Source organism: Streptomyces sp. NPDC002785, from assembly GCF_040295565.1.
Lineage (GTDB): Bacteria > Actinomycetota > Actinomycetes > Streptomycetales > Streptomycetaceae > Streptomyces.
The window spans coordinates 19335-31178 of sequence record NZ_JBEOVN010000075.1 but is presented as its reverse complement, the minus strand read 5'-3'; the positions used below and the strand labels follow the sequence as shown (position 1 = coordinate 31178).

11 protein-coding genes are annotated in these 11844 nt (G+C 69.9%); 2 read left to right on the top strand and 9 right to left on the bottom strand.

Annotated features, from left to right (window positions below; translation table 11 throughout):
* Positions 1–341: 341 nt before the first annotated feature.
* Positions 342–1349, bottom strand: coding sequence for a stage II sporulation protein M (locus ABTZ94_RS19220; protein ID WP_351202254.1), 1008 nt, complete (start codon positions 1347–1349; stop codon positions 342–344).
* Between the two features lie 120 nt (positions 1350–1469).
* Here ABTZ94_RS19220 and ABTZ94_RS19215 point away from each other — a divergent pair, with 120 nt between their 5' ends.
* Positions 1470–2393, top strand: a complete 924-nt coding sequence (locus ABTZ94_RS19215; RefSeq protein WP_351202253.1) for an RDD family protein — start codon at positions 1470–1472, stop codon at positions 2391–2393.
* 32 nt (positions 2394–2425) lie between these two features.
* On the opposite strand, the gene ABTZ94_RS19210 is transcribed toward ABTZ94_RS19215, so the two are convergent.
* From ABTZ94_RS19210 to ABTZ94_RS19175, 8 genes are all read right to left on the bottom strand, one after another.
* The gene (locus tag ABTZ94_RS19210) at positions 2426–3037 is read right to left on the bottom strand and encodes a hypothetical protein (RefSeq protein ID WP_351202252.1); all 612 of its coding nucleotides are present in this window, start codon (positions 3035–3037) and stop codon (positions 2426–2428) included.
* Between the two features lie 162 nt (positions 3038–3199).
* On the bottom strand, positions 3200–4657 hold the full coding sequence (ahcY, locus tag ABTZ94_RS19205; protein ID WP_351202251.1) for an adenosylhomocysteinase: 1458 nt from the start codon (positions 4655–4657) through the stop codon (positions 3200–3202).
* A 295-nt stretch (positions 4658–4952) separates the two neighbouring features.
* Positions 4953–5975 (bottom strand): cation diffusion facilitator family transporter, encoded by a 1023-nt coding sequence (locus ABTZ94_RS19200; protein WP_351202250.1) that lies wholly within the window; start codon positions 5973–5975, stop codon positions 4953–4955.
* Between the two features lie 87 nt (positions 5976–6062).
* Complete coding sequence (manA, locus tag ABTZ94_RS19195; protein WP_351202249.1) at positions 6063–7244, bottom strand: mannose-6-phosphate isomerase, class I; 1182 nt, start codon at positions 7242–7244, stop codon at positions 6063–6065.
* Between the two features lie 53 nt (positions 7245–7297).
* On the bottom strand, positions 7298–8434 hold the full coding sequence (locus ABTZ94_RS19190) for an SIS domain-containing protein (protein ID WP_351202248.1): 1137 nt from the start codon (positions 8432–8434) through the stop codon (positions 7298–7300).
* Between the two features lie 58 nt (positions 8435–8492).
* Positions 8493–8675: a Trm112 family protein gene (locus tag ABTZ94_RS19185; protein ID WP_030927015.1), complete on the bottom strand. Its 183-nt coding sequence runs from the start codon at positions 8673–8675 to the stop codon at positions 8493–8495.
* Between the two features lie 236 nt (positions 8676–8911).
* Positions 8912–10285 carry a phosphomannomutase/phosphoglucomutase gene (locus tag ABTZ94_RS19180; RefSeq protein ID WP_351202247.1) on the bottom strand — a complete coding sequence of 458 codons (1374 nt, stop codon included), beginning with the start codon at positions 10283–10285 and terminating at the stop codon, positions 8912–8914.
* A gap of 389 nt (positions 10286–10674) precedes the next feature.
* A complete protein-coding gene (locus tag ABTZ94_RS19175; RefSeq protein ID WP_351202246.1) occupies positions 10675–11046 on the bottom strand; it encodes a DUF3499 domain-containing protein in 372 nt (123 codons plus the stop codon).
* A gap of 322 nt (positions 11047–11368) precedes the next feature.
* On the opposite strand from ABTZ94_RS19175, the gene ABTZ94_RS19170 reads away from it, so the two are divergent.
* A complete protein-coding gene (locus tag ABTZ94_RS19170) occupies positions 11369–11797 on the top strand; it encodes a metallopeptidase family protein (protein ID WP_351202245.1) in 429 nt (142 codons plus the stop codon).
* The last annotated feature ends 47 nt before the right edge of the window (positions 11798–11844 follow it).

The following is an 11844-nucleotide window of genomic DNA, read 5'->3' as shown; positions in this document are numbered from 1 at the left end:
CGCGTTTCCCTTTCCGGCGGTTCCAACCTTACCAGATTCTTTTTCGTTCCGTTTCCGGTCCGAATTTGAATTCCGGTGGCCTTTGGAGTGGCCTTGCCTTTCGACTGATCCGACTTTACCAGAAACATTCAGCCGAGCTAATCGACTGCGTGATTCGGAACAATAGAATCAACGGCTCTGCGGAAATTCAATTTCCGGTGAGAGCGAGGAGGATGTTAACCCGTTGGGATCGGGCCTGTCCAGCCCGACGCAGCCGTTAAAATCTACCTCCCCTGGTCGACCATGTCAACGGTCTTTCGGGGCGAAGAGGAGACTAGCAGGTCAGCGGGGTCGTACGCACATCAGGCAGCGACCGGGAGCTCGGCACTGCGTTCCGCGGGATCGACGTCGCCCCGATCTCCTGCTCGCGCTGCTCGGCCGCCCAGGATGTAGACGTAGGCAAGGAAGGCCAGCTCAGCCGCGATGCCGATGGTGATGCGCCCCCAGGTCGGGAGATCGGAGGGGGTGACGAAGCCTTCGATGACGCCCGAGACGAACAGGACCAGTGCGAGGCCGATGGCCATGCCGATCGCGGCCCGGCCCTGTTGGGCGAGGGCTGTGCGGCGGGTGCACGGGCCCGGGTCGATGACTGTCCAGCCCAGGCGCAGGCCCGTACCCGCTGCGACAAAGACGGCAGTGAGTTCGAGCAGGCCGTGCGGGAGAACCAGCCCCAGAAAAGTGTCGAGCCGGCCGGCTGAGGACATCAGGCCGATGCCGACGCCAAGGTTGAGCACGTTGACGAAGAGGATCCAGATCACCGGGATGCCGAGGAACGCTCCCAGGACCAGGCACATGGCTGCGGCCTGGGCGTTGTTCGTCCATACCTGGGCGGCGAACGATGCGGCCGGGTGGCTGGAGTAGTAGGTCTCGTACTCCCCTCCCGGGCTGGTCAGGCGGCGGAGGTCGTCCGGAGCCGCGATGGCCGACTGGACTTCCGGATGCGTGCCGATCCACCAGCCGATGACTGCGGCCAGCAGCGTGGAGAGTACGGCCGTGGGTATCCACCAGTGCCTGGATCGGTAGACGGCAGCGGGGAAACCGGCGGTCAGGAAGCGTGCGGCGTCGCGCCAGGAGGCTCGGCGTGTACCTGTGACCGTGGATCGGGCACGGGCCACGAGCTGGGTGAGGCGCGCGGTGAGCATCGGGTCCGGGGCGCTGGACTGGAGGAGAGAGAGATGGGTGGCCGTGCGCTGGTAGAGCTCGACGAGTTCGTCGGCTTCCGCGCCGGTGAGCCGGCGCCCGCGGTGCAGGAGATGGTCCAGGCGGTCCCACTCGGTGCGGTGGGCGGTCACGAAGACGTCGAGGTCCATGGTCGGCTGCTGCTCCAGGCATGGGTGCGTACGGGTTCGTACTACGGCGGCGCGCTGCGGGTCAGCTTGGCAGACTGAGGTCCCGAGGGGCAGGGAAGATCGGCGAAGGATGGGGCGGCGATGAGTGAGCTCGTGACCGGGGACGCGGTCGTGCTGGGGCTGCGTCCGGCGAAATTGCCGAGTCGGGCGCTGGCGCAGGCCATCGATCTTGCCGTGGTGGGGGCGGCGTTCGTTCTGGTGTCGATCGGGTTGGCCATTGCGACCGCGACGCTGGATGACGCTGCAGTCGCGGCGATATCCGTTGCAACCTTCCTGCTGGTGCTGGTCGGGGGCCCGATCGCGGTGGAGACACTCAGCCGTGGGCGGTCGCTGGGGAAGCTGGCGTGCGGGCTGCGGGTGGTCCGGGACGACGGGGGGCCGATCCGTTTCCGGCACGCGCTGGTGCGCGGGACCATGGGGGTCATCGAGATTCTGATGACGCTCGGGGTGGTCGCCTGTATCGCTTCGCTGGTGTCGGCGCGGGGGCGGCGGCTCGGGGACGTGTTCGCGGGGACGCTTGTCGTACGGGAGCGGGTGCCGGCGGGACGAGCTGCTGCCGTGCCGCCTCCGCCGCCCTGGCTGGTCGGGCGATTCGCGATGCTGGATCTGTCGGCAGTGCCGGACGGTCTGTGGCTGGCGATACGGCAGTACCTGACGCGGATGCATCAACTCGACCCGCAGGTGGCCCGCTCGATGGCGGAGCGGCTGGCCGGGGAGCTGGCCACACGGACCGGGGTTCCGGTGCCCGAGGGGGTGCCCGCCGGGGCGTATCTGGCGGCGGTGGTGAACGAGCGGCAGGCGCGGGATGCGCGGCGGGTGTTCGTCGCTGCTCAGGACGGTGCTGCCCAGGCGGGGAGCGGAGTACTGGCGGGTGGGGCTGTTACTTCTGTGCCGGTGGGGTCCGGGCCGTCCGTGGGGGGTGCGAGGGCGGGTGTTCCCGTGGTCCCGGTGGTGGAGGAGGGCGGGGCGGCGCCCGCTGCGACGGGGTTCGCACCGCCTGCCTAAGGGCTGTCCCGCCAGGGATTACGGGACAGCCCTTAGCGAGGCGAGGGCGGGGACTCCAGGTCTTCGAGCTCGATCCCGGGGGCCGACAGGACCACGTCACCGGCGATGTGAATGGTGTGCTGCTCGCCGGTATCCAGGGCGCTGACCTGGTATTCGTCCACCGTCAGAGGGCCGTTGTCAGTGGCGTGCGCTTCACTGTTCATCAGGGCCCAGGACTGGTCGACGGTGCGGGGGGCGAGGACCGGGTCCGTGAAGGCAACCAGGCGGACGCGGGTCGCGGGGGAATCGGGGGTGAGTCGCAGCAGTCGTGAGGTCGCGATGAGGAATGCGGGGGATGTGCCGGTGAAGGCGTGGGCGCGCACATTGCCTTCGGTGGCATGAGTGCCGGTCGGGTCGGTACGGACCCAGGTGACGCCTTCGAGGGCGGCGCCGCGGACCTGCCAGCTCGCGGCGTGGAGTTCGAGGCGGATGGGGCGGCCCAGTTCGTCGAGGGTGAGGTCGACGGAGCCGAGGTGGTCGCCGGAAGGGGCGGTGGTGTGGGAGACGTAGCGCCAGCCGGAGGGGCCGGGGGCGCACTGGAAGCGTTCTTCGCCGAGGAGGGTGTGATCGTGAAGATCATGGAGCGAATATCGGCCGCGGGGCATGGGGTCCTTCGAGGTTCCTCGGGCTGAGCGGGTGCGGTACGTGCGCAGGCCCCCGACACGGGGGTGCGGGGGCCTGCGCTCGTAGCTGCTGCTGAGGCTGTTCCGTCTGTCAGCGGCCGGTCGTCACTGACAGGTGACGCGCGCGGTCGCTGACGGGCGGGATCAGTAGCGGTAGTGGTCGGGCTTGTACGGGCCTTCGACCTCGACGCCGATGTAGGCGGCCTGCTCGGGGCGGAGCGTCGTCAGCTTCACGCCGAGCGCGTCGAGGTGGAGACGGGCGACCTTCTCGTCCAGGTGCTTGGGCAGCACGTAGACGTCGGTCGGGTACTCCTCGGGCTTGGTGTACAGCTCGATCTGGGCCAGGGTCTGGTCGGCGAACGAGTTGGACATCACGAACGAGGGGTGGCCGGTGGCGTTGCCCAGGTTCAGCAGGCGGCCCTCGGACAGCAGGATGAGGACCTTGCCGTCGGGGAACGTCCAGGTGTGGACCTGCGGCTTGACCTCGTCCTTGACGATGCCGTCGATCTTCGCCAGGCCGGCCATGTCGATCTCGTTGTCGAAGTGGCCGATGTTCCCGACGATGGCCTGGTGCTTCATCTTGGCCATGTCGGCGGCCATGATGATGTCCTTGTTGCCCGTCGTGGTGACGAAGATGTCGGCCTTGTCGACGACGTCGTCGAGCGTGGTCACCTGGTAACCGTCCATCGCCGCCTGCAGCGCGCAGATCGGGTCGATCTCGGTGATGATCACGCGGGCGCCCTGACCGCGCAGCGACTCCGCGCAGCCCTTGCCGACATCGCCGTAGCCGCAGACGACTGCGGTCTTGCCGCCGATGAGGGTGTCGGTGGCGCGGTTGATGCCGTCGATCAGGGAGTGGCGGCAGCCGTACTTGTTGTCGAACTTGGACTTGGTGACGGCGTCGTTGACGTTGATCGCCGGGAAGAGGAGGGTGCCGTCTCGGTGCATCTCGTACAGCCGGTGCACGCCGGTCGTGGTCTCTTCGGTGACACCGCGGATCTCGGACGCCAGCTGGGTCCACTTCTGCGGGGACTCGCCGAGGGTGCGGTTCAGCAGGGTGAGGATGTGGCCGAACTCCTCGCTGTCCGCGGTCGACGGGTCCGGGGCCGCGCCGGCCTTCTCGAACTCGACGCCCTTGTGGACGAGGAGGGTGGCGTCACCACCGTCGTCGAGGATCATGTTCGGGCCGCCGGTGGAGGTGTTCGGCCAGGTCAGGGCCTGCTCCGTGCACCACCAGTACTCTTCGAGCGTCTCGCCCTTCCAGGCGAAGACCGGGACGCCTGCGGGGGCGTCCGGGGTGCCGTTCGGGCCGACGGCGATGGCCGCGGCTGCGTGGTCCTGGGTGGAAAAGATGTTGCAGGAGGCCCAGCGGACCTGGGCGCCAAGGGCGACCAGGGTCTCGATCAGCACGGCCGTCTGCACGGTCATGTGCAGCGAACCGGTGATGCGGGCGCCGGCCAGCGGCTGCGCGGCGGCGTACTCCTTGCGGATCGACATCAGGCCGGGCATCTCGTGCTCGGCGAGGGTGATCTCCTTGCGGCCGAACGCCGTGAGGGAGAGGTCGGCGACCTTGAAGTCCTGTCGATTGGCGACCGTCGTCATAACGGGCTGCTCCTCGTGATGGGTGTCGAGGTGGGCACGGCTGGCTCTGCGGCGGCGGGCACACGAATGCCCGGGCGCTCGCAGCGCAGTCCGTCGGAGGCCCTCTCTCCCTCGGCCGGTCCGCGCATACGGACCGATCGACCGCCATCAGCAGCGACGTCTGACACTGCCGTCGAATCTACACCGATCGGCCCAGTCGCTCCCAGCCCGCCCGGGACGGGGAATGGCTGGGAGGGCTTACCGGGAGCGGGCGGGAGGGCTTGTCGAGGGCGGTTGGGAGGTGTACGCGGGTGGGTCAGTGGCCGGAATCCGTCGAGGTGTCCGGGGGTCCGTCGGGAGTCGTGCGGGGAGCGTTGTCGGGGGCTCCGCCTGGGGTCTTGCCGGGGTTGGTGCCGGCTGCGGCGGCGGCCTCGCTGTAGATGTCCGGTTCCAGATAGATGACCCGGGCTATCGGGACGGCTGCGCGGATGCGGGTTTCGGCGGCGTTGATGGCGTTGGCCACTTCGGTGGCCGTGTCGTCGTGCTGCACCGCGATCTTGGCGGCGACCAGCAGCTCTTCCGGGCCGAGGTGGAGCGTACGCATGTGGATGACGGCGGTGACCGTGTCACCGTCGACGACCGCGGCCTTGATCTTCTCGACCTGGTCGGCGCCGGCGGCCTCGCCGAGCAGCAGGGACTTCGTCTCGGCGGCGAGGACCATCGCGATGACGATCAGCAGGACGCCGATGCAGAGGGTGCCGATTCCGTCCCAGACACCGTTGCCGGTCCCGATGGCCAGGCCGACACCTGCGAGGGCGAGGACCAGGCCGATCAGCGCGCCGAAGTCCTCCAGGAGGACAACGGGGAGCTCGGGGGCCTTCGCGCGGCGGATGAACTCCTTCCAGGAGAGCGATCCGCGGGTCTGGTTGGACTCCTTGATGGCCGTACGGAAGGAGAAGCCCTCGGCGATGATCGCGAAGACCAGCACGCCGACCGGCCAGTACCAGGCCTCGATCTCGTGCGGGTGCTTGATCTTCTCGTAGCCCTCGTACACCGCGAACATGCCACCGACCGAGAACAGCACGATGGAGACGAGGAAGGCGTAGATGTAGCGCTCGCGGCCGTAGCCGAAGGGGTGCTGGGGGGTGGCCTCGCGCTGGGCCTTCTTGCCGCCGAGCAGCAGCAGGCCCTGGTTGCCCGAGTCGGCGAGCGAGTGGACGCTCTCCGCGAGCATCGACGACGAGCCACTGAACAGGAACGCCACGAATTTGGCCACTGCGATCGCTAGGTTGGCGCCGAGTGCCGCCACGATCGCCTTGGTTCCGCCTGACGCACTCATGAGTGCCTGGTGTCCCTTCTTCGGTGCTGCGGCCCTGGCGCCGCGGTACGGCCGGACATTGTTGCAGCCGCTGATGAGGACGGTACGTCAGGCCACCACTGTGGCGCGGAACAGAGTTCCCGTACCGGACACTTCGACCTTCTCGCCGGAGGGGACGAAGACCGAGGCCCCGGGTGTGAGGCCGAGCGTGCCTGCCTTCGGGGCGCCCGCGGTGCAGAGCAGGATCTGCGGGGTGTTCCGGGTCAGGTCGACGGGGTCGGCGCCGGGCGACAGATCGAAGCGCGAGAGCCGGAATTCCTCCACGGGCGTCTCGTACAGCTCCTCGCCGGAGGGGGACGCCTCGGGGCGCAGGACGCCGGGGTCGGTCGCCTCGAAGCGGACGATGCGCAGCAGTTCGGGTACGTCGATGTGTTTGGGCGTGAGTCCGCAGCGCAGCACGTTGTCCGAGTTGGCCATGATCTCGACGCCGAGCCCGTCGAGGTAGGCGTGCGGAACACCCGCACCGAGGAACAGGGCTTCGCCGGGCTGGAGTTCTACGTAGTTCAGCAGCATCGCCGCGATGACACCGGGGTCGCCGGGGAAGTGGTGGGCGATCCGGGCGTACGGGGCGTGGGCGCCGCCGAGGCGTTCGGCGGCAGCGGCCGCCTGGTTCACCGTTTCGGCCATCTGCGCCGGGTCGGCGCTGAGGATCGCGGTGAGGACCTCGCGCAGGGCTGCCTCTTCCGGGTGGGCGCCTAGAAGGTCGACGTATGGCTTGAGGGAGTCGACACCGAGCGCCGCCATCGCCTCGGCCACCTCGGTGGGTCTGCGGAAGCCGCACAGACCGGCGAAGGGGGTGAGCGCGCAGATCAGCTCGGGCTTGTGGTTGGCGTCCTTGTACGTGCGGTGGGGTGCATCGATCGGGACGGATCGGCGCTCCTCGTCCTCGTAACCCTGCTTGGCCTGTGCGAGGTCGGGGTGGACCTGGAGGGAGAGCGGGGCGCCCGCGGCGAGCAGTTTGAGGAGGAAGGGCAGGCGTGGGCCGAATTTTTCGACGGTGGGCCGGCCCAGTTCACGCTCGGGGTCGGCGGCGATGACGTCGGTGAGGGGCTGCTCGGGGCCGGCCTCTCCGGTGCTGGTTACACGGGTGAGGCGGGAGGGGGCTCCGGGGTGGGCGCCCATCCACATCTCGGCCTGGGGTTCGCCGGTGGGGGCGATGCCGAGCAGCTCGGGGATGGCGGTGGTGGAGCCCCAGGCGTAAGGGCGCACGGTGTTGGAGAGCCGGTCCATGAGTTCGTCCTTGTGAGATGCGTGGATCGGGGGGGCAGGAGCGGCTCGGGCGGTCAGGCGCGGGCTGCCGACGCGAGTGCCAGGTAGACGGCGGCGAAGTCGGTGACGGCGAGGAGTTCGGCGAGGGCTTCGAGCTCGGTGCCCTCGTCCGGTTCGAGTTCGCTGATCGCCGTGTCGTGGCCGAGGGCCAGTTCGCGGGCGGCGGGCCCGGCGCTCAGGCCGCCGGTGGGGCGGTCTCGGAGCAGTACGACGCGGGCGCGCAGGGGCTCCGGCTCGTCGACCCGGTCGCGGAAGAAGTCGTCGGGGTCGGCCCCGGCGGCGAATGTGCCCGCCAGCAGTGCGCCGTGAGCGGGAAGCGCCTCGGGGAGCTCGGCGGCGAGCGCCGGGCGGCCGGACAGCTCGGCCAGGACGGCGGCGAATCTGCGGCCGACCGGGCCCGCGACGTCGCCTTCCGTCCAGATGAGGGGCAGGCTGTCGGTGAGTTCGGCAGCGAGGGTCTTGGCCGGGTTGCTGTACGTGGCGATGGCCGGACCGCAGCGTTCCGCGGTGCGGTCGAGGCGGTCGGCGACGCCCTGCAGCATCTCGGCGGGCGCGGTGACCAGGCCGAGCCGGTCGAGCAGCGCGAGCAGCGGAGTGAACAGGGCCCAGAGAGTGCCGGGGCCGGCGGCCGACGTCTCGGCGTCGTACTCGCCGTGCGGGGCGGAGGCCATCGGTACGACGAGGCCGTGCGCCCCGTCGATGGCCTCGCGCAGCGGTGACTGGCGGGGGGCGACGGCGACGACGCTGCAGCCGCGGCGGTACGCCTGCTCGGCGAGGAGGGAGAGACCCGGCTCGGAACCGTCGGCCGTGACGATGAGCAGCAGGTCCACGGAGCCGGCCCAGCCGGGCAGCGTCCAGCGCATCGCGCCCGCGGCGGGGGCGACCCCGGTGGGGTTGATGCGGGTGACAGGCGCAAAGGCGCCTGCCAGGGCGGTGATCAGGTCGGCGACCCCTGACGCGGCGGTGCCGGAGCCCGCGACGAGTACGGCGCGGGGGCGGCCTTCCGGGTTCAGTGCGGCGATCCCGGCCTCCGCCGCGTGCCGGGCGGCGGTACGGACCCGGGCCCCGGCCTCGGCGGCGCCGCGGAGCAGGCCACGGCGGTCGGCTCGGGCCAGGGCTTCCGGGGCGTCGAGCAACGACTCGTCGAGCATGGGGACGGTCCTCCGATCACGTGCTGATCACCGTGCGGGGTGCGGGCCACGGATGCCGCTACGCGGGGCGGCGGGCCTCGTCGACGAGGAGGACAGGGATACCGTCCCGTACCGGGTAGGCCAGGCCGCAGTCCGTGCCGGTGCAGACCAGCTCGGGGCTGTCGGCTGCCGACCGGTCGTCGAGCGGAGAGTGGCAGGCCGGGCAGGCGAGGATCTCCAGAAGGCCGGCTTCGAGCGGCATGGGGTGAGTCCCTTCAAGCATTCGAACAAGCGGTTCGGGTTCGCGCGGATCGGGCGACGTCAGCCTACCGCCGGGGTGCGGGGGGCGCGGCCCGGGCCGGGGTGGGGTGGCGGTGGGCCTGTTCCCCTGCCCACCCCTTCCCGAAACCGGGGCTCTGCCCCGGACCCCGGTCCTCGAACGCCGGGCGGGCCGGAGGTGCCGGGTGGGCTGACATTGCCCGGCCACCCGGACTCGCCCTACGAGACCCGTGCCCGGACCAGTGCCAGCACCTCGTCGCGTACCGCCGTCATCGTCTGCTCGTCGCGGGCCTCGACGTTCAGGCGCAGCAGGGGTTCCGTGTTGGAGGCTCGGAGGTTGAACCACCAGTCCGGTCCCGTGACCGTCAGACCGTCCAGGTCGTCGGTCGCGACGCCGTCGCGGGGTGCGAAGGATTCACGTACCGCTGCCGTGCGGCCCGGCTGGTCGGCGACCGTGGAGTTGATCTCGCCGGATCCGGTGTAGCGGTCGTACTGGGCGACCAGTTCCGACAGTGTGCCCGGCTGACCGCCCAGCGCGGCCAGGACGTGGAGCGCGGCAAGCATGCCCGTATCGGCGTTCCAGAAATCGCGGAAGTAGTAGTGCGCGGAGTGCTCGCCGCCGAAGATCGCGCCGTGCTCGGCCATCTCCGCCTTGATGAAGGAGTGGCCCACGCGGGTACGGACCGGGGTACCGCCGTTCTCGCGGACGACCTCGGGGACCGAGAGGGACGTGATCAGGTTGTGGATGACGGTGCCGTTGCCGCCGTTGCGAGCGAGTTCCCGGGCCGCGACCAGGGCGGTGATCGCGGACGGGGAGACGCCCGCGCCGCGCTCGTCGACGACGAAGCAGCGGTCGGCATCGCCGTCGAAGGCGAGGCCCAGGTCGGCGCCCTCGGCCACGACGCGGGCCTGGAGATCGACGAGGTTCTTCGGGTCGAGGGGGTTTGCCTCGTGGTTGGGGAACGTGCCGTCGAGCTCGAAGTACATCGGTACGAGGTCGACGGGAAGCTCCGCGAAGACGGTGGGGACGGTGTGGCCGCCCATGCCGTTGCCCGCGTCGACGACGACCTTCAGCGGGCGGATCGATGCGAGGTCGACCAGGGACAGCAGGTGCGCGGCGTAGTCGGTGAGCGTCTCGCGCTCGGTGACGGTGCCGGGGGCGGCGGCCGAATGCGGTGCGCCGGTCTCGGACCACTTTTCGACCAAGGCGCGGATCTCGGAGAGCCCGGTGTCCTGGCCCACGGGTGCGGCGCCCGCCCGGCAGAGCTTGATGCCGTTGTACTGCGCCGGGTTGTGCGAGGCGGTGAACATCGCGCCGGGGAGGCCGAGGCTGCCGGAGGCGAAGTACAGCTGGTCGGTCGAGCAGAGGCCGATCAGTGTGACGTCCGCGCCGCGCGCCGCGGCACCGCGTGCGAAGGCTCCCGAGAGGCCGGGCGACGAGGGCCGCATGTCGTGGCCGATCGCGATCGCGTCCGCGCCCGTCACCTCGACGAACGCCGCCCCGAACTGCTCGGCCAGCGATTCGTCCCACTGGTCGGGCACCACTCCGCGCACGTCGTACGCCTTGACGATCTGCGACAGATCAGCAGCCACGGGCCGGTCCTCCTGAGTTTTCCTCGGACCGCCCAAACTACCCGGCGGCCGTTCGGGCGGGCCGTGGGGTCCTGCGGCTGCGCAGCAGTGCGGTTGCCCGGCCGTGCGTACGGTGATCAGGATGGCCGGTTGCCGCTTTGTCCTCAATGCCGGGCCGGGGTGGCTGCCGTGCCGTTCAGGACGGGACCAGGGAAAGCGCCGCGACCAGACCGGACCGGGTGAATGAATCGGCTACGGGTTCGAGTTGCTGGACAAACACACAGCCCTCATGCGGAAAGCCTCACGGGCGAGGAGCGATCGTGCCCACGACAAGATTTGGCCATTCGGTGGCTCGCACGCGAAAACTTGAACGGGAAATCACGCGGGGCGCACCGAGCGAGGCGCCGTACTCAGGAGTCCGGTGAGCGCAGCACCCGCAGATGTCCGCGGCGCGCAACCTCCATCGGGTCCGCGTTCTGCGGACCCCTGCCGCCGGCTCCGCGGTCGTGCGGCCGCGCCGCTTCCCGTACGGCATTGGCAAGCGCTTCGAGGTCGTCGCCACTGGGGCGCGTGGGAGCGGAGGGGTCGGAGAGCCTGACGACCTCCCAGCCACGCGGTGCGGTCAGCCGCTCACTGTGCTCGGCACAGAGGTCGTAGCAGTGGGGCTCGGCGTAGGTGGCGAGCGGGCCGAGGACCGCAGTCGAGTCGGCATAGACGTACGTCAGTGTCGCGACGGCAGGGCGGCCGCACGCGGTGCGCGAACAGCGACGTACAGGGCTCACGATGTTGGACGGTACCGCACTCTTGAGCGGGCTGCGACGACTCTCCCGCCGGTCACCCCTCCGTGTCGCCCTGTGACCTCCGGCACAACCACCTTCCGGGCAGTCCCTCCGACCTGCAGAGGAACCCGGAAGCGCAGGTCGTACCGGCAACGATTCCGGTCACCACTCGGCACAAAAGCTGTCATTCAGCACGAGATCAACGATCAGGAGCTGGGCCTGAAACGGGCTCCCGTTTGGCCGGATTGTTCAGAATTGGACATACCGACGCCCCGTCAGGGACCAGCGATCCACCTGTCCCGCAGAGAGCTACCCTGCGTCAGTGATGGACAGTCCCGTACCTCCCCACTCGTCCGAGCCGCGCCCACGCCGTCGTGACCGCCATGGCCGTGGCATGCGCGGGCCCGTCGCCCCGCCGCAGGTGCCGCTCTCGGCCAGCAGGGCGGAGACCTTCCGCGATCTCGTGCAGGACTCGGTGGAACGGCTGGAGCGGCGCTGGCCGCAGCTGGCCGATGTCGACTTCATGGTGCTCGATGTGCCGGGGCCCCAGGGGGAGACCGTACTGCTGGGGCGCGCGGTCTCCGCGGAGAAGAACCGGCCCGCGCAGATTGTCATCTACCGGCGGCCCGTCGAGATCCGTACCAAGAACCGCGACGAGCGCGCCCTGCTGGTGCACGAGGTCGTGGTGGAGCAGGTCGCGGACCTGCTCGGCCTTTCGCCGGAGTCGGTCGATCCGCGGTACGGGCAGGAGTAGGAGCGGCGGTACGAGCGGGCCCGGCGCCCACTTCCCGCCCGTGCCGC